Here is a 23,891-nt window from a genome sequence, read left to right on the forward strand (position 1 = left end):
AACTAGACTGCGCATGGATAATCATCTGTGAACTGGATTCATCGCCATGGCGCGACCCGACATCAACCGATCCGGCGAACTGGAAGTGTTCGTGCGGGTGATCGAGACCGGTGGCTTCTCTGCCGCCGCCCGCACCCTGGACATGACGCCGTCGGCAGTCAGCAAGCTGGTGGCCCGGCTGGAGCAACGGCTGGGTACGCGCCTGCTGCAGCGCTCCACCCGCCAGCTGCAGCTGACCCCGGAAGGCTGCGCGTTCTACGAGCGCGGCCTGCGCGTGCTGGCCGACCTGGAGGAGGCCGAGCGCTGCGCCAGCGCCCATGCCGAGCCGCGCGGACGCCTGCGGGTCAACTCCAACGTGCCGTTCGGCCAGCATTTCCTGTTGCCGCTGTTGCCGGCATTCCTGGAGCGCAATCCGCAGGTGGGGGTGGATCTGACCCTCAACGACGAGGTGATCGACCTGCTTGAGCAGCGCACCGACGTGGCGGTGCGGGCCGGCCCGCTGAAGAGTTCCAGCCTGGTGGCGCGACGGCTGGGTGCGACGCGGATGATGATCGTGGCCGCACCAGCCTACGCGCAGCGGCATGGACTGCCGCGCAACGCTGAGGAGCTGATGTCGCACAACCGTCTGGACATCGGCCATGCGCGTGCGATGCAGGGCTGGCCGCTGCTGCAGGACGGTCGCGAGCGCATGCTGCTGCCCAGTGGCAATGCCCGCGCCAGCAACGGCAACGCGCTGCGGCAGCTGGTGCTGGGCGGGTTGGGCATGGCGCGGCTGGCGACCTACCAGGTGCAGGAGGACATCGCCGCCGGACGCCTGCTGCCGGTGCTGGAGGAGGCCAACCCCGGTGACCTGGAAGAGGTGCACGCGGTGTTCCTGGGGCAGGGCGGCTACCTGCCGCTGCGGGTGCGCGCGTTCCTTGATTTTCTGGTGGAAACGGTGGATCTGGCGCGGCCACAGGGGTAGTGCCGGCCGCTGGCCGGCAACCTCACGATCTTCGCCGACCCGCATCGGGTTGCCGGCCAGCGGCCGGCACTACCGCGCGGAAGCCGGGCCCATGCTCGGCTCGGGCGGCGTCAGACCTGCAGCAGCTTGCGTGCGGCGGCGCGCGCTTCCTTGCTCACTTCCACGCCGCCCAGCATGCGCGCCAGTTCTTCCTCGCGCGCCTTGCTGTCCAGCTTTTCCACTGCGCTCTGGGTCATGCCTTCCACCGGGGCCTTGCTGACCCGGTAATGGGCGTGGCCCTTGGAGGCGACCTGCGGCAGGTGGGTCACGCACAGCACCTGGCGCTTCTCGCCAAGGGCGCGCAGCTTCTGGCCGACGATGTCCGCCACCGCGCCACCGATGCCGGAGTCGACTTCGTCGAACACCATGGTCGGCACCGCATCCAGGTCCAGCGCGGCCACTTCGATGGCCAGCGAAATGCGCGACAGTTCACCGCCCGAGGCCACCTTGCGCAGGGCGCGCGGTGGCTGGCCGGCGTTGGCGGCGACCAGGAACTCCACGCGCTCCGCACCCTGTGGATCGGGCTTGCCGGAATCCTGCGGCTCCAGTTCGATCAGGAACTGGCCACCGCCCATGCCCAGCTCGGCGATGATGCCGGTGGTGGTGGCCGACAGTTCGGCAGCGGCGCTGCGACGGCTGGCGGTCAGCACCTCGGCCTGTACGCGCCAGGCCGCAGCGGCCTTGTCGATTTCGCCGGCCAGGCGCTGCAGGCGTTCGTCGGCGCCGCGCAGCTGTTCCACTTCGGCATGCATGCGCTCGCGCTGCGCGCCCAGCTCGTCCATCGGCACGCGGTGCTTGCGGGCCAGGTCGTGCAGGCGGCCGAGACGACGCTCGTTCTCCTCGAACTGCTCCGGGTCGGCGTCGAGGTCGTCATGCACCCGGTCCAGCAGCGACAGGGCTTCGTGCAGCTGGATCGAGGCGTTCTCGATCAGGCCGTCCACCTCGCCCAGGCGCGGGTCGTGTTCTATCAGGCGCGACAGCTCGTGGCGCACCTGCTGCAGCAGGTCCAGCGCGGAACTGCCGTCGTCGCCATTGAGCTGGTTGCTGGCCGCCTGGCAGGCGCTCAGCAGGGCGCTGGCGTGGGCCTGGCGGCGGTGGCTGGCACCGAGTGCGACGATCGACTCCGGTTCCAGATCTTCGCGGTCCAGTTCGCGCAGCTGGTGCTCCAGGAAGCCGATCCGGTCACTGACGTCGCCCTGTTGCGACAGCGCCAGCGATTCATCGACCAGGGCCTGCCAGGCCGCGGCGGCGCGGCGCACCTGGCGGCGCTCGTTCTCGTTGCCGGCATAGGCATCCAGCAAGGCCAGCTGCGACGGGCGCGTCAGCAGGGCCTGCTGTTCGTGCTGGCCGTGGATCTCCACCAGCAGCGAGGCCAGGTCGCCCAGCTGGGCCAGGGTCACCGGACGGCCATTGATCCACGCCCGCGAACCGCCGTCGGCACGGATCACGCGGCGCAGCTGGCATTGTTCCTCGTCATCCAGCTCGTTGTCGGCCAGCCATTGGCGCGCGGCCTGCAGCTGGTCCAGCACGAATTCGGCCGAAAGCTCGGCGCGGGCGGCGCCATGGCGGACCACGCCACTGTCGGCACGCAGGCCGGACAGGAAGCCCAGCGCGTCGACCATCAGCGACTTGCCGGCGCCGGTCTCGCCTGAAACCACGGTCATGCCTGGCCCGAACTCCAGTTCGGTGGCGCGGACGACGGCAAAATCCTTGATCGAAAGATGTCTGAGCATGGGTAAGGGGGTATCAGCAGCCGCGCAACGCTAGCACGCGGGCGAGGGAGGTCCAATGACTTGCCAAGGTGATGCGCCGCCATTATCTAGTGTCCGTGTCTCACAGGTTGATTCCATGCACGGTTCTCCCGACCAGCTTGCCCCGCGTGCGCGCCATCTGCTGCGCACGCTGATTGCGCGTTACATCCAGGACGGTGAGCCGGTCGGCTCGCAGACGCTGGCGCGCGTGGCCGGCCTGGAGGTCAGCCCGGCCACCATCCGCAACATCCTCGGCGACCTGGAAGACCTGGGGCTGCTGGCCTCGCCGCACACCTCGGCCGGGCGCATCCCGACCGCGCATGGTTACCGGGTGTTCGTCGACAGCCTGTTGCAGATGCAGCCGCCGGGCGAGGGCGAGCTGGCCCGGTTGCGCCAGGAGCTGGCCAGCGGCGGCAGCACCCAGGCCCTGCTCGGCAGCGCCTCGGAGCTGCTGTCGGCGATGAGTCACTTCGTCGGCGTGGTCAGCGCGCCACGGCGCGAGCAGTTCGCCTTCCGCCAGATCGATTTCGTGGCGCTGGACGGGCGCCGGGTGCTGGCGATCCTGGTGTTTGCCGACAACGAGGTGCAGAACCGCGTCATCGAGACCCGGCAGGAGTTCGCGCCGGGTCAGCTGGAGCAGGTGGCCAACTACCTCAATGCGCATTTCGCCGGCCTGCCGATGGCCGAGATCCGCACCCGCCTGCTGCTGGAGCTGCGCGATGCCCGTTCCGAGCTGGAGCAGCTGCTGGCGCACAGCATCGAACTGGCCGAGCAGGCCCTGCAGCCGGCCGCCGACGACATGCTGGTGGCCGGCCAGACCCGGCTGATGGGGGTGCAGGACCTGTCCGACCTGGAGCGCCTGCGCGAGCTGTTCGAGCTGTTCTCCAGCAAGCGCGAGATCCTGCAGCTGCTGGAGCGGACCATCCAGGCCCCGGGCGTGCGCATCTTCATTGGCGAGGAGACCGGGATGATGCCGCTGCAGGGGGTCTCGCTGGTCACCGCCCCGTACACCGCCAATGGCCAGGTACTGGGCGTGCTGGGCGTGATCGGCCCCAAGCGGATGGCCTACGACCGCATGATTCCGCTGGTCCAGGCCACTGCCGATGTGCTCGGCGCGGCCTTTTCACCGGCCGGGCGCACTCCCGGAACATCCGACGCTTGAAACGCAGCATCCCGCCCACACTAGGGTGGGTGGAGGCGGAGACTGACCGCCAGGGACCCAGACATGAACCACGAACATCCAGATATCGAATCCCAGCAGACTGCCGCCGATGCGGCCGCCGCCGCCGGCGTCAACGACGAAGTGGAGCGCCTGCGCGCCGAAGTCGAGCAGATCAAGGCCGATGCGCTGCGTGAGCGCGCCGACCTCGAGAACCAGCGCAAGCGTGTTGCCCGTGACATCGAGCAGGCCCGCAAGTTCGCCAACGAGAAGCTGCTTGGCGAGCTGCTGCCGGTATTCGACAGCCTGGATGCCGGCCTGAAGGCCGCCGGCGACGACCCGCATCCGCTGCGCGAAGGCCTGGAGCTGACCTACAAGCAGCTGCTGAAGGTCGCTGCCGACAACGGCCTGGTCCTGCTGGACCCGATCGGCCAGCCGTTCAACCCGGAACACCACCAGGCGATCAGCCAGGTGCCGACCCCGGGCGCCGCCCCGGGCAGCGTGGTGACCGTGTTCCAGAAGGGCTACCTGCTCAACGAGCGCCTGCTGCGGCCGGCGCTGGTGGTGGTGGCCGCCGATTGATCGGCCGGGCCGGGCGATGCCCGGTCCCGGTCGTGCCAGGCCATGCCTGGCAAGGTTTTCCAGGCGCTGAACACAGCGTTCGGGAGGTGGCTTGAATGTTCCACGAGCCTCCCCCACATCGTATTCATCCACCGGCCGAGCGGCCGGACTGACCCCAACAAGCATCCTCAGGAGTCTCCCCCATGGGCAAGATCATTGGTATCGACCTCGGCACCACCAACTCGTGCGTGGCGATCATGGACGGCGGCAAGGCCCGCGTCATCGAGAATTCGGAAGGCGATCGCACCACCCCGTCGATCGTCGCCTACACCAAGGACGGCGAAGTCCTGGTCGGCGCCTCGGCCAAGCGCCAGGCCGTGACCAACCCGAAGAACACCTTCTACGCGGTGAAGCGCCTGATCGGCCGCAAGTTCACCGACGCCGAAGTGCAGAAGGACATCGCGCACGTCCCGTACGGCATCCTGGCCCATGACAATGGCGACGCCTGGGTGTCGACCAGCGACGGCAAGAAGATGGCCCCGCAGGAAATCTCGGCCAAGGTGCTGGAAAAGATGAAGAAGACCGCCGAGGACTTCCTCGGTGAGAAGGTCACCGAAGCGGTCATCACCGTGCCGGCCTACTTCAACGACAGCCAGCGCCAGGCGACCAAGGACGCCGGCCGCATTGCGGGCCTGGACGTCAAGCGCATCATCAACGAGCCGACTGCGGCTGCGCTGGCCTATGGCCTGGACAAGGGTGACAACAAGGATCGCAAGATCGTGGTGTACGACCTGGGCGGCGGCACCTTCGACGTCTCGGTGATCGAGATCGCCAACGTCGACGGCGAGAAGCAGTTCGAAGTGCTGGCCACCAACGGCGACACCTTCCTGGGCGGCGAAGACTTCGACAACCGCGTCATCGAGTACCTGGTTGAAGAGTTCAACAAGGACCAGGGCATCGACCTGCGCAAGGATCCGCTGGCCCTGCAGCGCCTGAAGGACGCCGCCGAGCGCGCCAAGATCGAGCTGTCCAGCGCCCAGCAGACCGAAGTGAACCTGCCGTACGTCACCGCTGACGCCTCGGGTCCGAAGCACCTGAACATCAAGCTGACCCGCGCCAAGCTGGAAGCGCTGGTGGAAGACCTGATCAAGAAGTCGATCGAGCCGTGCCGCGTCGCCCTGAACGATGCCGGCCTGCGTTCGAGCGACATCAGCGAAGTGATCCTGGTCGGTGGCCAGACCCGCATGCCGAAGGTGCAGCAGGCGGTGACCGAGTTCTTCGGCAAGGAACCGCGCAAGGACGTCAACCCGGACGAAGCCGTGGCACTGGGTGCTGCGATCCAGGGCGGCGTGCTGGGCGGCGACGTCAAGGACGTGCTGCTGCTGGACGTGACCCCGCTGTCGCTGGGTATCGAAACCATGGGCGGCGTGTTCACCAAGATCATCGAGAAGAACACCACCATCCCGACCAAGGCTTCGCAGGTGTTCTCCACCGCCGAGGACAACCAGTCGGCCGTGACCGTGCACGTGCTGCAGGGTGAGCGCGAACAGGCCCGCTTCAACAAGTCGCTGGCCAAGTTCGACCTGTCCGGCATCGAGCCGGCCCCGCGCGGCCTGCCGCAGGTGGAAGTGTCCTTCGACATCGACGCCAACGGCATCCTGCACGTGTCGGCCAAGGACAAGAAGACCAACAAGGAACAGAAGGTCGAGATCAAGGCCGGTTCGGGCCTGTCCGAGGAAGAGATCGCGCGCATGGTCGCCGACGCGGAAGCCAACCGCGAAGAAGACAAGAAGTTCCAGGAGCTGGTGCAGGCCCGCAACCAGGCCGACGCCCTGATCCATGGCACCCGCAGCGCCATCACCGAGCACGGCAGCAAGGTGGGCGGCGATGTCATCGGCAAGGTCGAGGCGGCGCTGGCCGACCTGGAAACCGCGATGAAGGGTGACGACAAGGCACAGATCGAAGCCAAGTCGAAGGCACTGGAAGAAGCCGGCCAGTCGCTGTTCGCCGCCGCTTCGGCCGACCAGGGCGGTGCCGCCCCGGGTGCCGACGCTGGCAATGCGGGCAAGCCGCAGGATGACGTGGTGGACGCCGAGTTCACCGAAGTCAAGGACGACAAGAAGTCCTGATCCGGACCGACACGGGACGCTGGCCATCAGCGTCCCGTTGTCGCATCAGGGTCCTGACCGCCCACCGGCGTGTCGGGGCGCCCGACGCAAGAGCGGACCTGGTTCCGCTCTTCCGCTTTGACGAATCCCGACTTTCCGGAACCCGATTCACGATATGAGCAAGCGCGATTACTACGAAGTGCTGGGCGTTGCCCGCACCGCCAACGACGAAGAGCTGAAGAAGGCCTACCGTCGCTGCGCGATGAAGTTCCATCCGGACCGCAACCCGGGTGATGCGGCGGCCGAAGCCTCCTTCAAGGAGTGCAAGGAAGCCTACGAAGTGCTGTCCGACGGCAACAAGCGCCGCATGTACGACAGCCATGGCCACGCCGCGTTCGAGCACGGCATGGGCGGAGGCGGTCCGGGCGGCCCGGACATGAACGATATCTTCGGCGATATCTTCGGCAACATCTTTGGTGGTGGCGGCGGTGGTCCGCGCCAGGCCCGTCGTGGCGCCGACATCGGCTACGTGATGGAGCTGGACCTGGAAGAAGCCGTGCGCGGCGTCGAGCGCCGCATCGAGATTCCGACCCTGACCGAGTGCGGCGACTGCGATGGCAGTGGCTCCGAAGACGGCAAGGTCGAGACCTGCAATGTGTGTCATGGCCGCGGCCAGGTGCGCATCCAGCGCGGCATCTTCGCAATGCAGCAGGCCTGCCACAACTGCGGCGGCCGCGGCCAGATCATCGCCAAGCCCTGCAAGACCTGCCACGGCAATGGCCGTGTCGAGGAAGACAAGGTGCTGTCGGTGAAGGTGCCGGCGGGCGTCGATACCGGCGACCGCATCCGCCTGCAGGGCGAGGGCGAGGCCGGCCCGGCCGGTACGCCGCCGGGTGACCTGTACGTGGAAGTGCGCGTGCGCGAGCATGCGATCTTCCAGCGCGATGGCGACGACCTGCACTGCGAAGTGCCGATCCGCATCTCGCAGGCGGCACTGGGTGACACCGTGCGCGTGGCCACCCTGGGCGGCGAAGCGGAGATCCGCATCCCGGCCGAGACCCAGACCGGCAAGCTGTTCCGCCTGCGTGGCAAGGGCGTGCGTTCGGTGCGCAGCCGCAGCGAAGGCGACCTGTACTGCCGCGTGGTGGTGGAGACCCCGGTCAACCTCACCAACGAGCAGCGCAAGCTGCTGGAGCAGTTCGAAGCCACCTTCGTCGGCGAGGAAGCGCGCAAGCATTCGCCGAAGTCGGCCACCTTCATGGATGGCGTGAAGGGCTTCTGGGACCGGATGACGTCCTGATCCATCGACGCATGTGTTGAACGACAGCGCCGGGCAATGCCCGGCGTTTTCCTTTGTGGTGCCGCACTGCCGCCGCCGGGCATGGCCCGGCGCTACCGGAAAAACGCCGCCGGCGTCTGCCCGAGCTGGCGCTTGAACATGCTGGTGAATGCACTCGGGCTGTCGTAGCCCATCGCCAGCGCGACATCGATGACCTTGTCGCCGACCGCCAGTCGCTCCAGGGCGGCCAGCAGCCGCGCCTGTTGCCGCCACTGCCCGAAGGTCATGCCCAGTTCGCTGGCGAAATGACGCTGGATGGTTTTCACGTCCACCTGCAGCGCCTGCGCCCAGTCCAGCAGGGTGGCGTCGTCGCCGGGGTGTTTCTGGATGTGCTGGCAGATCCGCTGCAGGCGCGGGTCGGTGGGCGAGGGCAGGTGCAGCGGCAGCACGTCCATGCGGTGCAGCTCGTCCAGCAGCAGGCGCACCACGCGGCCGTCGCGGCTGTCATCCACATGCGCGGTCTCGATCAGGCTGGCGGCGAGCAGCAGCTCGCGCAGCAACGGCGCTACCTGTACCGCGAACGCCTCGTCCGGCAGCTGCGGCGCGAAGTCCGGTTCCACATACAGGCTGCGCATATGCACCTCAGCGATGCAGTCCACCGCATGGGCCATGCCGGCCGGCACCCAGATCGCGCGGGTCGAGGGCACCACCCAGCGGCCGCCGTCCGCACGCACCACCATCAGTCCGGACATGGCGAACACCAGCTGGTGACGGCGATGCCGGTGGGGCGCGATGTGGGTGCCGGGTTTGTAGTGGCGGGCGCGGCAGGTCACCGGGCGGTGTACCGGAACCTCGTTCCACGGTGCAGTCTCGCGGACCGGGCAGGGAGTGTCCTTTTTACGATATGCCATGACCCGAACGCGGCAGAAGGGAGGGGGAGGCCACCGTAGCATGCGTGGCTCGCCCCCAACCTGACTGTGTCCATGTCGACCCTGGCTTCTCCCGCAACGACCTCACGCCCGGTGGCCCCCGGCGTGCTGGCCGCCATTTCCACCTCGCATGTCGTCAACGACATGATGCAGTCGCTGATCCTGGCCATCTATCCGGTGATCAAGGGCGGCTTCAATCTCAGCTTCACCCAGATCGGCCTGATCACCCTGACCTACCAGCTTACCGCCTCGATCTTCCAGCCGTTGATCGGCATGGCCACCGACCGTCGCCCTGCACCGTACTCGCTGCCGATCGGCATGGCCTCGACCCTGTGCGGCATGCTGCTGCTCGGCTTCGCACCGAACTACGCGGTGGTGCTGATGGCGGCGGCGATGGTCGGCATTGGCTCGGCCATCTTCCATCCGGAAGCCTCGCGCATCGCGCGACTGGCCTCGGGCGGCCGTCACGGCTTCGCGCAGTCGGTGTTCCAGGTCGGTGGCAATTTCGGAACCGCGCTGGGCCCGCTGATTGCCGCCGCAGTGATCGTGCCGTATGGCCAGCACGCCGCATCGTGGTTTGCCGGTGCTGCCCTGATCGGCATCGCATTGCTGACCTATGTCGGCCGCTGGTACGCGTTGCATCTGGGTACGCCTCGACCGGTCAGCACGGCTGCGATGGCGCCGCGGCATCCGTCTCGCACCGTGGCCAAGGTGCTGGCGATCCTGCTGGTGCTGATCTTCAGCAAGTACTTCTACATGGCCAGCATCGGCAGCTACTTCACCTTCTACCTGATCCACCATTTCGGCATTCCGGTGGCGCAGGCCCAGCTGCATCTGTTCGCGTTCCTGGTGGCGTCCGCCGCTGGCGGCTTCCTTGGTGGCCCGCTGGGTGACCGCATCGGCCGCAAGCCGATCATCTGGACCTCGATCCTGGGCGTGGCGCCGTTCGCGCTGATGCTGCCGCATGCTGATCTGCTGTGGACGACCGTACTGGCGGTGCTGATCGGCTTCGTGCTGTCCTCGGCGTTCTCGGCGATCGTGGTGTACGCGCAGGAGATGATGCCGCACCGCATCGGCATGGTGTCCGGCCTGTTCTTCGGCTTCGCCTTCGGCATGGGCGGGCTTGGGGCGGCTGTCCTGGGCCTGCTGGCGGACAAGACCAGCATCGAGTACGTCTACCAGTTGACCGCGTTCCTGCCGCTGCTGGGCATCGTGGCGGCGTGGCTGCCACCGTCGCGGCCTGCTGCTCACTGAGGGGGTGGGGTTTGCAGGGCTTGCAGCCCTGCACCTGCAGAGGCAACGTCAACGTCAAAAGCCTGCATTCCGTGGGTTGGCGGGGTGGGTCCGGTTGAGGGGGACGGCGTAAATACGTCCCTGTAGCCTCGGTCGCGCCATCCATGGCGCTCACGCCCCCTCAACCGGACCCACCCCGCCTTCGACAGTTTTCCGTGATCTGCCGGAACGGCTTACTGCTCTGGTAGGTGTCGACCTTGGTCGACACGGTAGATCCACGCCATGCGTGGATGACTCATTCGATGTCTGACAGATGTGTCGACCAAGGTCGACACCTACCAACAGCCGCGCGGAACAACAGCCGTAGTTACCAACAGCCGCGTGAACCTGTCGAAGGTGGGGCGGTGTCGGATTGCGGGGTGTCAGCGGCATGGATGCCGCTGCGAAGCCTACAAGGACGTACTTGCGGCGTCCCCGCACTCCGACACCGCCTCGCCACCCCACGGAATGCCGCTTTGGCTTCGGCCGTTGCGGTTGCCGTTGCATTGAGCAGGTGCAGGGCTGCAAGCCCTGCCGAAAACTTCCTTGGGCGTAGAATGCGGCCATGAGCGAATCCCTTGATAACCACCTGGTCCACGGCCGCCGCCAGCGGCCCGATGGCCCGTCGCCGATCGATGTCATCTCGGTCCAGTCGCAACTTGTCTACGGCCACGCCGGCAACAGCGCCGCCGTACCGCCGATGCGTGCGCTCGGTGTGCGCGTCGCGGAAATCCCGACCGTGTTGCTGAGCAATGCGCCGTTCTACGACACCACGCGCGGTCGGGTGCTGCCCGCCGACTGGTTCGCGGACCTGCTGCTGGGCACCCACGAGCGCGGTCTGCCGCAGCGGGCGAAGATGCTGGTTTCCGGTTACTTCGGCAGCACCGCCAACGGTGCCGCCTTCGCCGACTGGCTGGACAACATCCTGCCGGTCTGTCCGCAGCTGCGTTACTGCCTGGATCCGGTGATTGGTGACACCCACACCGGCCCCTACGTGGAACCGGGCCTGGAAGCGATCTTCGCCGAGCGATTGCTGCCGCATGCCTGGCTGGTGACCCCGAACGCCTTCGAACTGAATCGTCTGACCGGTATGCCGGCACTGGCCGAGGCCGATGCCATCGCCGCCGCGCGCACGCTGCTGGACCGTGGCCCGCACTGGGTGATCGCGCACAGCGTGGGCGGTAACCCGGGTGAGCTGGTGACCCTGGCGGTCGGTCGCGAGGAAACCTGGCGCTGGACTTCGCCGCTGCTGCCGGTGGACGTGGCCGGCACCGGTGACGTGCTGATGTCGCTGGTGGTGTCGTTCCTGTTGCGAGGTGAATCGATGCAGCAGGCGATTTCGCGTGCGATTGCCGGTACCCACGCGGCGCTGGAGGCGACTCTGGACAATGGCTTCGAAGAGTTCGACGTGATCGCGGCGGCGCCTGCCGCGCTGGCCGAAGGCACGCGCTTCCGTGCCGAACACGTGGCATGAGCGGTCTGCACGAACGCACGCCGCGCACGGTCGGCATCGTCGGCAGTGCCGGCGCCTATGGGCGCTGGCTGAGCCGCTTCTTCCAGCAGCACATGCAGCTGCAGGTGATCGGCCACGATCCGGCCGATCCGGACTCGCATACGCCGGAACAGCTGCTGGCGCAGGCCGACGTGCTGGTGTTCTCGGCACCGATCCGGCATACGCCGGCTCTGATTGCCGAGTACGTGCGGCAGTCGGCCGGCCGTGAGCAGGACCGGCTATGGCTGGACGTGACCTCGGTGAAGGAAGCGCCGGTGCAGGCGATGCTGGCCTCTCAAGCCGAAGTGGTCGGCCTGCACCCGATGACCGCGCCACCCAAGGCGCCGACCCTGAAGGGCCGGGTGATGGTGGTCTGCGAAGCGCGGCTGCAGCACTGGCAGCCATGGGTCGATACGCTGTGCACTGCGCTGCAGGCCGAGTGCGTGCGGGCCACGCCGCAGCACCACGATCAGATGATGGCGCTGGTACAGGCGATGGTGCATGCCACCCACCTGGCCCAGGCCGGCGTGCTGTGCCAGTACCAGCCGCAGCTGGGCGATCTGGCCGCGATGATGCCGTACCGCTCGGCATCGTTCGAGTTGGACACGGCGATCATCTCGCGCATCCTGTCGCTCAACCCGGCGATCTACGAAGACATCCAGTTCGGTAACCCGTACGTGGCGCCGATGCTGGAACGGCTGGTCGGCCAGCTGCAGGCCCTGCAGGCGCAGGTCGGGCAGGGCGACGACCGTGCGCGTGGTGAATTCCGCGAGCAGCTGCTGTCGGCCAACCGCAGTGCCTTCGGCGAGCAGGCGCTGGCGGACGGCAACTACACCTTTGAACGCGTGGGTTATCTGCTGGCTGACCTGACCGAGCGTAATGCGTTGTCGGTGCACCTGCCGGAGGACCGGCCAGGCTCACTGCGTGAGCTGCTGAACGTGTTCGAGCAGCATCGCATCAGCCTGGCTTCAATCCATTCCTCGCGCACGCCTGGTGGCGAAGTGCATTTCCGCATCGGGTTCGTGGCCGGCAGCGATGCTGCGGCGATCACCCGGGCAGCAGCCGACGTGGACGCCAGCGGCATCGGGCGGGTACTGGGCTGAATTCATCCACAGGCGGTGTGGATGGTTCCTGAGCAAACGTGTGGATAACCTTGCTCAGGCCTTGCCAGCCAAGGCTGTCAAGATGCCTGGCCAAAAAATGATCACGCCTTTTGTAGCGTCGAGCCATGCTCGACCGCCTTGGGCAAAAGGCGTGTCGACCCAGGTCGACACCTACCAGAGGCAAGAAAGCGGGTCGATCAAGGTCGACACCCGCCAGAGCGGGGCGATACGAGATCGGGTAGCGCCGGGGTCATGCCCGGCCAACCTCAGATCGTCAGCCGCAGCTCGCCGCCACTGGTGGTGAACTCGCGGCCATCGCGCACCAGCGGCCGCCCGTCATCCAGTTCGTAGCGTGGCGTGGCTTCGGAGTGATGCCCGCTGCCATTCGCCTCGGGCTTGAACTCGATGATGATGTGGCTTTCGCCGTTGCTGTCGACGGCGGGAAACTGACGGAACGACATCGTGCACCTCCTTCAGCGGATGCGGCTGTTGCGCGGCCAGCTTGGCCGCGCCGATGTTAGCCGGACGTCATCAATCGATGAACTGCAGGCGCGCAAGTTCAGCGTACAGTCCACCTTCTGCCAGCAGCTGTGCGTGCGTGCCCTCGGCGACGATGCGGCCCTGGTCCATCACCACGATGCGGTCGGCCTTGAGCACGGTGGCCAGGCGGTGGGCAATGACCAGTGTGGTGCGGCCCGCCATCAGCCGCTCCAGCGCCTGCTGCACGCTGTGCTCGCTCTGCGCGTCCAGCGCGCTGGTCGCTTCGTCCAGCAGCAGGATCGGCGCATCCTTCAGCAGCGCACGGGCAATCGCCACACGCTGCTGCTGGCCACCGGACAGGCGGGCACCGCGCTCGCCCAGCTCACTGTCATAGCCCTGCGGCAACGCGCGCAGGAAGCCATCGGCCTCGGCGGCACGCGCGGCAGCCTCGACTTCGGCGTCGCTGGCCTGCAGGCGGCCATAGCGGATGTTGTCGCGCGCACTGGCAGCGAACAGCGTCGGCTGCTGCGGCACCAGCGCCAGCTGCGCACGCAGCTCGGCCGGGTCGGCCTGGCGCACGTCGATGCCGTCCACGTCGATGCGGCCGCTGGCTGGATCATGGAAGCGCAGCAGCATCGAAAGCACCGTGCTCTTGCCCGCCCCCGACGGACCCACCAGCGCCACGGTCTCGCCGGGGTGCACGTGCAGGTTGAAGTGGTCCAGTGCGGCCTGGTCCGGTCGCTGCGGGTAGTGGAACACCACGTCGTCGAACCGGATCTCGCCACGCAGCGGCTGCGGCAGCGCGTGCGGCTGTGCCGGCGCGCGGATTTCGATGTCTTCCTGCAGCAGTTCGCCGATGCGGCCCATGCCGCCGGCCGCGCGCTGCAGTTCGTTCCACACTTCGGCCAGCGCGCCCACCGAGCCGCCACCGATCAATGCATACAGCACGAACTGGCCCAGCGTACCGGCGCTGAGGCGGCCGTCGATGACGTCGTGCGCGCCCAGCCACAACACACCGACGATGGCGCCGAACACCAGCAGGATGGCGCTGGCGGTGACCAGCGACTGTGCGCCGATGCGGCGACGGGCGGCGCCGATGGCATCACCGAGTGCCTTGTCGAAGCGCCCGCGCTCGTAAGGCTCGCGTGCATGTGCCTGCACCGTGCGTACCGCACCCAGGGTTTCACTGGCCAGGCTGTTGGCATCGGCGATGCGGTCCTGGCTGTTGCGTGCGACCGTGCGCAGCTTGCGCGCGCCGATGATGATCGGCAGCACCGCCAGTGGAATGCCGAGAAGCGACCATGCGGCCAGCCGCGGGCTGGTGACGAACAGCATCGCCAGGCTGCCGATGACGGTGACCGTGCTGCGCAGCGCCACTGACATGGTTGAGCCGACCACGCTGCGCAGCAGTTCGGTGTCCGCGGTCAGGCGCGAGACCAGCTCTCCGCTGCGGCTGCGGTCGTGGAAGCCGGCGCCCAGCTGGATCAGGTGGGCATACAGCTGGCTGCGCAGGTCGGCCACGACCTTTTCACCCAGCAACGATACGAAGTAGAAGCGCGCCGCCGTGCCCAACGCCATGACGACCGCCACCAGCATCAGCAGGGCGAAGGCACGGTTGATCTGGCCGCCGCTGCTGAAACCGTGATCGATCATCTGCTTCACCGCCGGAGGCAGGCTCAGCGTGGCTGCAGAAGACACCGCCAGGGCCAGCAGCCAGGCGGTGAACAGGCCGCTGTGGCGGCGCACGAATGGCCACAGCGTGCGCAGGCTGCCGAGGCGCCGCAGCGGCGGGGTCGAAGCGGGGGCGTCGTCCTTGTCAGTCATCCTGGTCGTCGTCTTCTATGCGGATACGGTCACGGGTGGCGTCGCGCAGGCGGATTTTCAATGCGTCGACCTGATCGGCAGGCAATTCGATCCGCAGGCACACACCATTGGCATCGAACTGTTCATCGCGCTTTTCGGCACCGAAGGCGGGCAGGGTGGCATGCAGGGTACCCAGGTCCTCGAAGCCGGCCAGCAGCTGCAGCCGGGCCATCGCCACCAGCGGCAGGCGCGGGGCAGTGCGCAGGCACTCGGCGGCGGCGCCGCCGTAGGCGCGCACAAGGCCACCGGCACCGAGCTTGATACCGCCGAACCAGCGCGTCACTACCACCATCACCCGGTCGAAACCCTGGCCGTCGATCGCCGCCAGGATCGGACGTCCAGCCGTGCCGGCCGGCTCGCCATCGTCGCTGGAGCGATAGTCCTGCCCATGCCGGTAGGCCCAGCAGTTGTGGGTGGCATCGGCCACCGCAACCTGCTGCAGGAACGCCATGGCCGCTGCGGCGCCATCGATCGGCGCGGCATGGGCGATGAAACGGCTGTGTTTGACTTCCAGCGTGTGGCTGACCGGCTGGGCGAGAGTATCGAGCATTCCCGTCATTCTACGGGGTTGCCGGGTATTCCCGTCCGCTTCAGTCGTCCAGCAGCGGGCGCAGGTCGCGCGGCAGGCGTGCTTCCGGGTACTGCTGCATGTAGCGCTCCAGGCTGGCACGGGCCAGATCGCGCTGGCCGTCGTCGCGTCGTGTACGGATCTTCTGCAGCCACTGCCGGCGCGGCAGTCGTGCGTCAGCGTCCACCTCGGCCTGCACGGCATCCGCGCTCAGGCCCGCATCGCTGCCGCGGCGCATGATGCCAGGTGCGAAACGGCTGGGAGCCTCGCGCTTCATCGAGGTGATTTCTACCCGGTCCAATGCCGGGGCCTGTTCGGCCTGCACGCTGTTGGACTCTGGCGTGCCTGCCGAGCGGGCCTTCAGCGAACCACTGGCGACAACCGGCGCCATCAGCGGCGCGGGTGCGGAGTAGGCGGTGGGAGCCGGAGGCGCAGGGGGGGCTGCTGCCAGCGCTGCGGCCGGAGCGGGCGGCAGGGCCGCAAAGGAGGTATCGGCGGCCGCATCCGCAGCCATCGATCGTGCAGCCTGGGCCGGCGCTTCAGCGGTCTCGGCCGGCGCAGGCTTGCTTGCGCGCGCGATGGCCGGTGCCGGGGCGGCAACCGGGGCTGCCTCGGGTGCTGCGGGCGCAGCGGCCGGTTCCGCAGTCGCCACCGCGCTGTCGGCTGCACTGCGCTCAGCGGCCTGATCGGCAGCCGCGACGTCTTCTGCCGCAGCCGGTGCCGCCGCAACAGCGGCCTCACCCGCCGGAATCGGTGGCGGTTCCGGACGCAGCTGCCAGGCGATGCCGATGGCGAACACCATCGAGGCGGCGATGCCGAACACCGCCGGCCAACGCGGGCGTGTGCGCTGCGTACGTGGTGCTTCGGGAGAGGCGACCGCATCGGCAGCCGGAGCGTCCACGGCAGCGCGGGCCGCGGCCAGGATGGCGGCGTCCAGTGCGGCGGGCGGTGCCTGTTCGGCGCGACGGCCGAGCAGCCGGGCCAGCTCGCGTTCTTCCGGCGTCAGCGGTTCGTCTCGGTTCATGCGTTCAATCCCGCACGCAGCTTGTCCATCGCATAGCGCAGCCGCGATTTCACGGTTTCCCGGCCTACGCCGGTGATCTGGCCGATCTCCTCCAGGCTCAGTTCCTGATCCAGCCGCAGTTGCAGCACTTCGCGCTGCTCCGGCGGCAGTTGTTCCATCGCCAGCTGGATGCGGCGACGTTGTTCGAATTCGGAAAGCTCGCCTTCCGGGGTCTGTCCATCCTCGATCGCGGCCAGGCGCAGGTCGGCATCGGCCGGGGCAGCCGGCCGGTGGCGGGCGGCGCGCCAATGGTCGTTCAGGCGGTTGTGGGCGATGCGGAACAGCCAGGTGCTGAACGCCGCGTCCGGTTGCCACCCCGCACGGGCGCTGATCACCCGCTGCCAGACGTCCTGGAAGATCTCCTCGGCCAGCGCGTTGTCGCGCAGTTGCCGCAGCAGGAAGCCGAACAGGCGCTTGCGATGGCGCGCATACAGGCTTTCAAACGCGCGCAGGTCGCCACCGGCCCAGGCCAGCATCAAGGCTTCATCGGTTGGCAGTGCGCTGGCTTCCACGGCGTACAGGGTAAGGCCTGCAGGCGATGGCGCATAGCCGGTGGCGAGGGCGGGCAGGGCGAGGGTCATGGCTCGGAAGGGGCTACGGTCAGCAGGAAAAACGTACGGGCGCACGATTCGGGGTTTACGGGCTTCCATTGCCCCCCGGGTGGCGCGCTATGCTCGGCGGCTCAGGGGAGGCGACGCACTGACGGCGCCAAGAGATTGTCATTTGTCCACGCATGCTGAACCGGCGGAAGAGCCACCACACGAGGCCGTGCTGAGCACGGCGCTGGTGCGCGCGTTGCATGCGCTTCTGCCGGAAACGGCTGTGGTCCGCGTCGGCTGGGATGACCCGCAGCTTGGCCGTGGCCAGGGGGCCTGGCCGAGGGCGGCTGCCGGAGGTGATGCGGCAGCGCCAGGCGTGGGCGATGGCCAGCACGGCTGGGAACATGATGGGGCGCGCCTGCTGTTGTCGGTGGAAGGCGCGGTGCCTTCGCCGGCATGGTGGGGGGTTGCCCGGCAGGCGATGGAGCTGGCGCTGCAGCGCGGCCGCCAGGCCGGCCAGATCAAGGCGCTGGAAGAGGCCGAGCGGTTGCAGCAGGCCTTGTTCCAGATTGCAGATCTGGCCGGTGCCGACCTGGAAATGCCTGAGATGCTGCGCCACGTGCATGGTGTGCTGGGCACGCTGATGTATGCCGAGAACTGCTACATCGTGGAATACGACGATGTGCGCGACCAGATCCGTTTCCTGTACTTCGCCGATCAGGTCGATGATTTCGTCGCCGATCCCACGCAGAGCCATGACGCCAGCGAGATGCCGCGCAGCCTGACCGTGGCGTTGCTGCGTCATGGCAAGCCGCTCAGTGGTCCCTCGCGCGAACTGCTGGCGCAGGTGATGGAGCAGGAGCACGACCCGCAACGCGGGCCCGAAAGCCTGGATTGGCTGGGCGTGCCGATGCTGCGCGATGGCCGCGTATGCGGTGCCATCGTGGTCCAGAGCTATGAGCAGGCGGCCCGCTATGGCGAGGCCGAGCGCGCATTGCTGGGCTTCGTTGCGCAGCACGTGCAGACCGCGATGGACCGGCGCCAGGCGCAGGTGCGGCTGGAGCAGCAGGTGGCGCGGCGCACCCAGGAACTGCAGCGCGCCAATCACAGCCTGCAGGACGAGGTGGCCGAGCGTCGGCGTGCCGAACAGCTGCAGACCGCCCTGTACAACATCGCCGAGATGGCGATGTCGGCCGACAGCCTGGCGCAGTTCTACGGACAGGTGCATGGGGTGGTCGGGCGCCTGCTCGACGCTCGCAATTTCTACATCGCCCTGGTCAACCCGGCCGGCAACGGCCTGGACTTCGTCTATTCGGTGGACGAGCACAACGCCAGCCGCGCGCCGCGACCGTTCAGCCGGGGCCTGACCGAGTACGTCGTGCGCAACCGGCGGCCACTGTTGGCATCACGCGCGCAGATCGATGCGCTGCTGGCCAGTGGCGAAGTGCGTGAATCCGGTGCGCGTTCGCACTGCTGGCTGGGCGTACCGCTGCTGCGCGACGACGAAGTGGTCGGCGCGATCGTGGTGCAGAGCTACAGCGAGAACAGCATTTTCAGCGTGCATGACCAGCGCCTGCTGACCTTCGTCGCGCAGAACATCGGTACCGGCCTGGCCCGTCAGCGCGACCAGCAACGGCTGCGCTCGGCGCATGCCGAGCTGGAGAAGCGCGTGGAGGAGCGCACGCGCGAACTGGCCGAGGTCAACGAAAAGCTGCTCGGCCAGATCGGCGAGCGCCTGCGTGCCGAACAGCGCCTGACCCACCAGGCCATGCACGATGCGCTGACCGGGCTGCCCAACCGCCTGCATCTGCTGGACCGCCTGCAGGATGCGCTGGCACTGGCCAAGCGTGAGGGCGGCCCGGTGTTCGCCGTGCTGTTCCTCGATCTGGACCGCTTCAAACTGGTCAACGACAGCATCGGCCATGCCGCCGGCGACCGCATGCTGGTGGAAGTGGCCAAGCGCATCGTATCGATGGCCGGCACCGAGGACGTGGTGGCCCGGCTGGGCGGTGACGAATTCGCGGTGCTGCTGCAATGCCCGCAGGGCCTGGCCCAGGCCTTGGACTTTGGCCAGCGCCTGCTGCTGGCGCTGCAGGAGTCGATGTGGATCGCCGGGCGCGAGCTGTTCCCGTCCGGCAGCCTGGGCATCGCGCTGTGGAACCCCCGCTACCGCACCGGCGAAGAGCTGCTGCGTGATGCCGACGCGGCAATGTACCGGGCCAAGGCGCAGGGCCATGACCGCTGTGCGATCTTCGACGAAGACATGCGCGAGCAGGCCATGCGCAGCCTCGATCTGGAAGCCGACCTGCGTCGTGCGATCAACAACCGCGATTTCGTGCCGTTCTACCAGCCGATCGTGCGCCTGTCCGATGGCGAGGTGGTGGGCCACGAGGCGCTGCTGCGCTGGCAGCATGAGCGCCGCGGCCTTCTGCTGCCGGGGGCGTTCCTGGAGCTGGGCGAGGAAAGCGGCCTGATCGAGCAGGTCGACTGGCTGATCTACGAACAGGTGATTGCCGGCCTGGCCGAGGGCGGGCAGAGTTACGTCTCGGTGAACGTATCACCGCGCCATTTCCGCTCCGCCGGGTTCAGCGGCCGCCTGTTCGGCCTGCTGGATGCATGTGGTGCCGATCCGCGCCGGCTGCGCCTGGAGATCACCGAGGTGGCGCTGCTGGACGATGGCCCGCACACGCTGCGCATCCTGCAGGGCCTGCGCGAGCGCGGCATCCAGGTGCAGCTGGACGATTTCGGTACCGGCTTCTCGGCGCTGTCCTACCTGCACCGTTTCCCGATCAGTACGCTGAAGATCGACCAGAGCTTCATCGCCGGCCTGCATGGGCCGGAAGTGCAGAGCACGCGGGCGCTGGTCGAGGGCGTGCTGTCGTTGGCGCGTACGCTGGGCATCGAGACCATCGGTGAGGGCATCGAAACCGAGGCGCAGCGGCAGACCCTGCGCGAACTGGGTTGCGACTACGGCCAGGGCTATCTGCTGGGGCGGCCCGCACCGTGGAGTTGCGCGGCGGTCTGAGCCGCCGCGCAGGAAAGCATCAGCGCAGGGCGGCGCGACGCTTTTCGTCGATCCACTTCGAGGCCTGCGCTGGCTTGTAGTTCTTCATCCACTCCAGCATCTCTTCGATATCCGAGCCGTACCACAGGTCCTGGCGCTGGTCCGGGTGCAGGAAGCGCTCTTCCACCATGCGGTCGATCATGCCGATCAGCGGGGCGTAGAAACCTTCCACGTCGAGGAAGGCGCACGGCTTGTTGCCGATGCCAAGCTGGCGCCAGGTCAGCATCTCGAAGATCTCTTCCATGGTGCCGAAGCCGCCGGGCAGCGTGACGAAGCCATCGGCGAGGTCGAACATGCGCGACTTGCGCTCATGCATCGAACCGACAATTTCCAGTTCGGTCAGGCCGCGGTGGGCCACTTCCCAGTCGGCCAGCTGGCGCGGGATCACGCCGGTCACTTCACCGCCGGCGGCGAGCACGGCATTGGCCACGGTTCCCATCAGGCCGACATTGCCGCCGCCGTACACCAGGCGCATCCCGTCGCGGGCGATGCGGTCGCCCAGGGCCAGGGCCCGTTCGGTATAGGCCGGCTTGCTGCCAGCGTTGGAACCACAGTACACACAGATCGATTTCATGGATCTTCCTGTCTCTTGGCCGGAAACGAAAACGCCCCGTCGCCGACCGCAGGGCGGTCAGGGACGGGGTGTCTATGGAGTATGGACCTTCGCGGTTGCTGTCTGTAGAGCCGAGCCACGCTCGGCTGCCCTTCGTTCAGTAGATACCGTGTCGCCCTCGCCTAGGCAAGGGCGACGTCAGGCTCAAAGGGTCGGCCACTTCTCAGTACGCCCCAAATCAGATGGATGAGCTTGCGCATCACTGCACACATGACGACCTTGAAGGGCTTGCCTTTCGCGCTGAGCCGGTCTGCAAAGGACTTCAGTGTGGGGTTGTGGGTCTTCCCGGTCAGCGCCGGCATGTACAGCTTTTTGCGGAAATTGGCGTCGCCGACGCGTGATATCCGGCATTTGCCTTCGTAGTTTCCTGATTGACGCTGGGCCGGATTCAGGCCCGCGTGGGCAACCACCTGGCGCACGTCGCTGTATTTGCTTAGATCCCCCAGAATGGCCAACAGCTGGGCACTGCTGGTGTTGCCTACACCGGGGATGCTGGTAAGCAGTTGATGACGCCGGCGCAGGTCCGGATCGTTATCGATATGGTCCTCAATCGCCTTCTGGACCTGCTTGATCTGCTCTTCCAACGTCCGGATCACATCCTTGATCCCTTGCTGGACCGAGATATCGGCAACGTCCAGGCGGTTGTGCTCCATCTGCAGCATTTCCTGGAGGTCATCTCGACGCCGTACCAAGGCGCGCAGCTTCACCTCCGAGGGCGTCGGTGGAACGTAGGGATATAGCTTTTCCGAGCGTTGTGCCTCAAAAAAACGGGCAATCAGCTTGGCGTCGCTGCGGTCAGTCTTGGTCCGCATCCCCTCCGCCTGCCCAAACGCCTTTACTCGGGCGGGATTGGCCACATGAACCACGACCCCTGCCTCCACCAGTGCTTGAGCCAAGGCCTCGTGATAGATGCCTGTAGCCTCCATACCTACCGCCGCGTTCGGCGCATGTTTGGCGCGCCAAGCCAGAAGCTCATCAAAACCCTTTGGCGTATTGGGGAGTTTGGCCTTGGTTCGATACTTGCCGTGAGATAGAGGCAGGGCGATGTCAAAAGTCGCCTTGGCTGCGTCGATGCCGATAAATTGCATGATTTCGCTCCAGCTTGAACTTACGATCGTGATCGGAAGCCGCCAGACTTGCCCTTGTGAGTACAGGCTCTCACCCGATGGCGGGCCTAAGATACCGTTCAAGTTCCATGGCGGTGTCAGGCCGCCGACGCGCTGAATCTACTTTGCAAGCTCGAAGGCTTAAGAGCCGAGGCAGCGTCATCGGAGCCTCCCGGGTCACCGGGGGATTGTGCCTGATCAGGGCACGATCCAAGACACAAGAGTCGAGCTTGCTCGACTATCGCGGCGCCTGAACGAAGTGCAGTCGAGCAAGCTCGACTCTACAAAGAACGAGACTTACGCCGCCGCAGCCTGCTCGCGGCGTGGGCCTTCACGCAGTGCACGGCCCACCATGCCGACCAGCAGGTCCAGCTCCTCGCTGTCCATGCCGAAGTGCGGGGTGAAGCGCAGCGAGTTCTCGCCACCGTGGATCACGTTGATGCCGTGCTGGCGCAGCCATTCCTCGGTGGAGTTGGCGCCGTAGCACTTGAACTGCGGCGCCAGTTCGCAGGAGAACAGCAGGCCGGTGCCCTGCACCTTGGTGATCAGTCCGCCCAGCTCGTTCTTCAGCTGTTCAAGCTTGCGCACGGCCTCGGCACCACGCTCGGCGATGTTGGCGCGCACCTGCGGGGTCAGCTGGGCCAGAGTGGCGCAGGCCACGTCCAGCGCACGCGGGTTGCTGGTCATCGTGTTGCCATAGATGCCCTTGCGGTACAGCTGCGCGGCATGCTCGGTCACCGCCAGCACCGACAGCGGGTACTGCGCGGCGTTGAGTGCCTTGGAGTAGGTCTCCATGTCCGGCGGGTCCAGGCCTTCGAAGCCCGGGTAATCGACCACCGAGAGCACGCCATGCGCACGCAGGCCGGCCTGGATCGAGTCGAGCAGCAGCAGGCTGCCATGGGCACGGGTCAGTTCGCGGGCAACGGCATAGAACGACGGCGGCACCGAGCGGCCCGGGTCGCCTTCGCCCATCACCGGTTCCAGGAACACCGCCTCGATGAACCACTGGTTGCGTGCGGCATCCTCGAACACCTTGCGCAGGCCGGCTTCGTCGTACGGCGCCACGGTGATCACCGAATCCTCGCCACGGTAGCTGGCCAGGTGCTGCATGTAGCTATTGCGGCTGGAGTCCGAATAGAGGGCAGGGCGGTCGGTACGGCCGTGGAAGCTGCCCTTGACCACCACGCGCTTGATCGCAGCACCGGCGTGGCGTGCGCCCGGGTCGGTCTGCAGCTTGGCGTTGACGTCGGCGATGCGCGCGGCCAGGCCGACCGCCTCGGAACCGGAATTCAGGCACATGAAACGGGCGAACGGGCAGCCGCCACGGCGGTGGCCGATCTCGGCGCGCAGGGCGGTGATGAAGCGCTGCTGCGACAGGCTGGGGGTCATGATGTTGGCCATCACCTGCGGGCGGGCCATCGCCTCCAGCACGGCGTCCGGGGTGTGCCCGAAGCCGAGCATGCCGTAGCCGCCGGCGTCGTACAGCACGGCGCCTTTCAGGGTGACCACCCACGGGCCGCGCGCAGCCAGTGCCACATACGGGGTCACCGCGTCATCGGCATAGAAATTGACGAAACCGTCCTGCATCGCGTCGATCTGCGCCTGTTCGTCCTGCGCCAGCAGCGGCCCCAGGTCGGCCTGCACGCGCGCGAATTCCTCGGCGGCGGCGTCCACCGCGGCGATCAGCTGCGGGTGGTTGGCGGACAGGGCGGTCAGGGTGGCGTCGTCCAGGCCGGAGGTGAGGCGGGTGCCGGGCTGGTTGCGCAGGGGGGCGAGGCGTTCGATGAAGCTCATTGCAGATCTCCTGAAACAATGGGTCGCACGGGTCTTCAAAAGCAAAACGCGCGTCATCACGCGCGCTTGGGGCAGGCTCGTGCAGCGGACTTCCGACTCGATGCTAGCACTTGTTTTTTTGCGCGATAACCCCGCAGAAACCTG

Annotated in this window: 19 protein-coding genes; 9 read left to right on the forward strand and 10 right to left on the reverse strand. The window is 67.0% G+C overall.

Translation table 11 applies throughout. The features are described from left to right. Positions 1 to 46 precede the first annotated feature (46 nt). On the forward strand, positions 47 to 964 hold the full coding sequence (locus ACZK5G_RS08985) for a LysR family transcriptional regulator (RefSeq protein WP_478466076.1): 918 nt from the start codon (positions 47 to 49) through the stop codon (positions 962 to 964). Positions 965 to 1,074: 110 nt separating this feature from the next. On the opposite strand, the gene recN is transcribed toward ACZK5G_RS08985, so the two are convergent. Next, positions 1,075 to 2,736, reverse strand: a complete 1,662-nt coding sequence (recN, locus tag ACZK5G_RS08990) for a DNA repair protein RecN (RefSeq protein ID WP_478466077.1) — start codon at positions 2,734 to 2,736, stop codon at positions 1,075 to 1,077. A gap of 115 nt (positions 2,737 to 2,851) precedes the next feature. Between recN and hrcA the strand changes: the two genes are divergently transcribed. From hrcA to dnaJ, 4 genes are all read left to right on the forward strand, one after another. Beyond that, positions 2,852 to 3,916 carry a heat-inducible transcriptional repressor HrcA gene (hrcA, locus tag ACZK5G_RS08995; RefSeq protein ID WP_107432375.1) on the forward strand — a complete coding sequence of 355 codons (1,065 nt, stop codon included), beginning with the start codon at positions 2,852 to 2,854 and terminating at the stop codon, positions 3,914 to 3,916. Between the two features lie 63 nt (positions 3,917 to 3,979). Beyond that, positions 3,980 to 4,495, forward strand: coding sequence for a nucleotide exchange factor GrpE (grpE, locus tag ACZK5G_RS09000; RefSeq protein WP_032128290.1), 516 nt, complete (start codon positions 3,980 to 3,982; stop codon positions 4,493 to 4,495). Positions 4,496 to 4,677: 182 nt separating this feature from the next. After that, entirely contained in the window at positions 4,678 to 6,603 is a 1,926-nt protein-coding gene (gene dnaK, locus ACZK5G_RS09005) for a molecular chaperone DnaK (protein ID WP_032128291.1), read from the forward strand. Positions 6,604 to 6,757: 154 nt separating this feature from the next. Then, the gene (dnaJ, locus tag ACZK5G_RS09010; RefSeq protein ID WP_478466079.1) at positions 6,758 to 7,882 is read left to right on the forward strand and encodes a molecular chaperone DnaJ; all 1,125 of its coding nucleotides are present in this window, start codon (positions 6,758 to 6,760) and stop codon (positions 7,880 to 7,882) included. A gap of 92 nt (positions 7,883 to 7,974) precedes the next feature. Here the strand turns inward: dnaJ and ACZK5G_RS09015 are convergent, their stop codons facing one another. Continuing rightward, positions 7,975 to 8,772 (reverse strand): AraC family transcriptional regulator, encoded by a 798-nt coding sequence (locus tag ACZK5G_RS09015; protein WP_478466080.1) that lies wholly within the window; start codon positions 8,770 to 8,772, stop codon positions 7,975 to 7,977. Between the two features lie 72 nt (positions 8,773 to 8,844). Between ACZK5G_RS09015 and ACZK5G_RS09020 the strand changes: the two genes are divergently transcribed. The 3 genes from ACZK5G_RS09020 (at position 8,845) to ACZK5G_RS09030 (ending at position 12,657) form a co-directional block, all read left to right on the forward strand. After that, on the forward strand, positions 8,845 to 10,044 hold the full coding sequence (locus ACZK5G_RS09020; RefSeq protein ID WP_071229475.1) for an MFS transporter: 1,200 nt from the start codon (positions 8,845 to 8,847) through the stop codon (positions 10,042 to 10,044). 583 nt (positions 10,045 to 10,627) lie between these two features. Continuing rightward, positions 10,628 to 11,536, forward strand: coding sequence for a pyridoxal kinase (gene pdxY, locus ACZK5G_RS09025; protein WP_478466082.1), 909 nt, complete (start codon positions 10,628 to 10,630; stop codon positions 11,534 to 11,536). After that, positions 11,533 to 12,657, forward strand: coding sequence for a prephenate dehydrogenase (locus ACZK5G_RS09030; protein WP_478466084.1), 1,125 nt, complete (start codon positions 11,533 to 11,535; stop codon positions 12,655 to 12,657). The genes pdxY and ACZK5G_RS09030 overlap by 4 nt, the downstream gene beginning before the upstream one ends. A 266-nt stretch (positions 12,658 to 12,923) precedes the next feature. Here the strand turns inward: ACZK5G_RS09030 and ACZK5G_RS09035 are convergent, their stop codons facing one another. The 5 genes from ACZK5G_RS09035 to ACZK5G_RS09055 form a co-directional block, all read right to left on the reverse strand. Further along, positions 12,924 to 13,118 (reverse strand): hypothetical protein, encoded by a 195-nt coding sequence (locus tag ACZK5G_RS09035; protein ID WP_005409247.1) that lies wholly within the window; start codon positions 13,116 to 13,118, stop codon positions 12,924 to 12,926. A 70-nt stretch (positions 13,119 to 13,188) separates the two neighbouring features. Next, the gene (locus ACZK5G_RS09040) at positions 13,189 to 14,961 is read right to left on the reverse strand and encodes an ABC transporter transmembrane domain-containing protein (RefSeq protein ID WP_049400111.1); all 1,773 of its coding nucleotides are present in this window, start codon (positions 14,959 to 14,961) and stop codon (positions 13,189 to 13,191) included. Further along, positions 14,954 to 15,550, reverse strand: a complete 597-nt coding sequence (locus ACZK5G_RS09045) for an IMPACT family protein (protein WP_049400110.1) — start codon at positions 15,548 to 15,550, stop codon at positions 14,954 to 14,956. The genes ACZK5G_RS09040 and ACZK5G_RS09045 overlap by 8 nt, the downstream gene beginning before the upstream one ends. A 40-nt stretch (positions 15,551 to 15,590) precedes the next feature. Beyond that, positions 15,591 to 16,592 carry a hypothetical protein gene (locus ACZK5G_RS09050; RefSeq protein ID WP_478466085.1) on the reverse strand — a complete coding sequence of 334 codons (1,002 nt, stop codon included), beginning with the start codon at positions 16,590 to 16,592 and terminating at the stop codon, positions 15,591 to 15,593. Beyond that, a complete protein-coding gene (locus tag ACZK5G_RS09055; protein WP_229301232.1) occupies positions 16,589 to 17,107 on the reverse strand; it encodes an RNA polymerase sigma factor in 519 nt (172 codons plus the stop codon). The genes ACZK5G_RS09050 and ACZK5G_RS09055 overlap by 4 nt, the downstream gene beginning before the upstream one ends. 247 nt (positions 17,108 to 17,354) lie before the next feature. On the opposite strand from ACZK5G_RS09055, the gene ACZK5G_RS09060 reads away from it, so the two are divergent. Beyond that, complete coding sequence (locus tag ACZK5G_RS09060) at positions 17,355 to 20,195, forward strand: bifunctional diguanylate cyclase/phosphodiesterase (protein WP_049400107.1); 2,841 nt, start codon at positions 17,355 to 17,357, stop codon at positions 20,193 to 20,195. Positions 20,196 to 20,214: 19 nt separating this feature from the next. On the opposite strand, the gene ACZK5G_RS09065 is transcribed toward ACZK5G_RS09060, so the two are convergent. From ACZK5G_RS09065 to ACZK5G_RS09075, 3 genes are all read right to left on the reverse strand, one after another. Continuing rightward, positions 20,215 to 20,808, reverse strand: coding sequence for an LOG family protein (locus ACZK5G_RS09065; RefSeq protein ID WP_032128301.1), 594 nt, complete (start codon positions 20,806 to 20,808; stop codon positions 20,215 to 20,217). 161 nt (positions 20,809 to 20,969) lie between these two features. Next, positions 20,970 to 21,935 carry an IS110-like element ISStma4 family transposase gene (locus tag ACZK5G_RS09070; RefSeq protein ID WP_032130373.1) on the reverse strand — a complete coding sequence of 322 codons (966 nt, stop codon included), beginning with the start codon at positions 21,933 to 21,935 and terminating at the stop codon, positions 20,970 to 20,972. A gap of 315 nt (positions 21,936 to 22,250) precedes the next feature. Next, complete coding sequence (locus ACZK5G_RS09075; protein ID WP_478466086.1) at positions 22,251 to 23,747, reverse strand: aminotransferase class III-fold pyridoxal phosphate-dependent enzyme; 1,497 nt, start codon at positions 23,745 to 23,747, stop codon at positions 22,251 to 22,253. Positions 23,748 to 23,891 lie beyond the last annotated feature (144 nt).

It is taken from the genome of Stenotrophomonas sp. 62841_Sma (genome assembly GCF_056482945.1).

Excerpts from the sequence above, each read along its gene's own strand:
- ACZK5G_RS09040 (WP_049400111.1), bottom strand. The coding sequence starts at position 14,961 with ATGACTGACAAGGACGACGCCCCCGCTTCGACCCCGCCGCTGCGGCGC.
- ACZK5G_RS09065 (WP_032128301.1), bottom strand. The coding sequence starts at position 20,808 with ATGAAATCGATCTGTGTGTACTGTGGTTCCAACGCTGGCAGCAAGCCG.
- ACZK5G_RS09035 (WP_005409247.1), bottom strand. The coding sequence starts at position 13,118 with ATGTCGTTCCGTCAGTTTCCCGCCGTCGACAGCAACGGCGAAAGCCAC.
- ACZK5G_RS09020 (WP_071229475.1), top strand. The coding sequence starts at position 8,845 with ATGTCGACCCTGGCTTCTCCCGCAACGACCTCACGCCCGGTGGCCCCC.
- hrcA (WP_107432375.1), top strand. The coding sequence starts at position 2,852 with ATGCACGGTTCTCCCGACCAGCTTGCCCCGCGTGCGCGCCATCTGCTG.
- ACZK5G_RS09030 (WP_478466084.1), top strand. The coding sequence starts at position 11,533 with ATGAGCGGTCTGCACGAACGCACGCCGCGCACGGTCGGCATCGTCGGC.
- ACZK5G_RS09045 (WP_049400110.1), bottom strand. The coding sequence starts at position 15,550 with ATGCTCGATACTCTCGCCCAGCCGGTCAGCCACACGCTGGAAGTCAAA.
- ACZK5G_RS08985 (WP_478466076.1), top strand. The coding sequence starts at position 47 with ATGGCGCGACCCGACATCAACCGATCCGGCGAACTGGAAGTGTTCGTG.
- ACZK5G_RS09055 (WP_229301232.1), bottom strand. The coding sequence starts at position 17,107 with ATGCTGGCCTGGGCCGGTGGCGACCTGCGCGCGTTTGAAAGCCTGTAT.
- dnaK (WP_032128291.1), top strand. The coding sequence starts at position 4,678 with ATGGGCAAGATCATTGGTATCGACCTCGGCACCACCAACTCGTGCGTG.
- ACZK5G_RS09050 (WP_478466085.1), bottom strand. The coding sequence starts at position 16,592 with ATGAACCGAGACGAACCGCTGACGCCGGAAGAACGCGAGCTGGCCCGG.
- dnaJ (WP_478466079.1), top strand. The coding sequence starts at position 6,758 with ATGAGCAAGCGCGATTACTACGAAGTGCTGGGCGTTGCCCGCACCGCC.
- pdxY (WP_478466082.1), top strand. The coding sequence starts at position 10,628 with ATGAGCGAATCCCTTGATAACCACCTGGTCCACGGCCGCCGCCAGCGG.
- grpE (WP_032128290.1), top strand. The coding sequence starts at position 3,980 with ATGAACCACGAACATCCAGATATCGAATCCCAGCAGACTGCCGCCGAT.
- ACZK5G_RS09075 (WP_478466086.1), bottom strand. The coding sequence starts at position 23,747 with ATGAGCTTCATCGAACGCCTCGCCCCCCTGCGCAACCAGCCCGGCACC.
- recN (WP_478466077.1), bottom strand. The coding sequence starts at position 2,736 with ATGCTCAGACATCTTTCGATCAAGGATTTTGCCGTCGTCCGCGCCACC.
- ACZK5G_RS09015 (WP_478466080.1), bottom strand. The coding sequence starts at position 8,772 with ATGGCATATCGTAAAAAGGACACTCCCTGCCCGGTCCGCGAGACTGCA.
- ACZK5G_RS09070 (WP_032130373.1), bottom strand. The coding sequence starts at position 21,935 with ATGCAATTTATCGGCATCGACGCAGCCAAGGCGACTTTTGACATCGCC.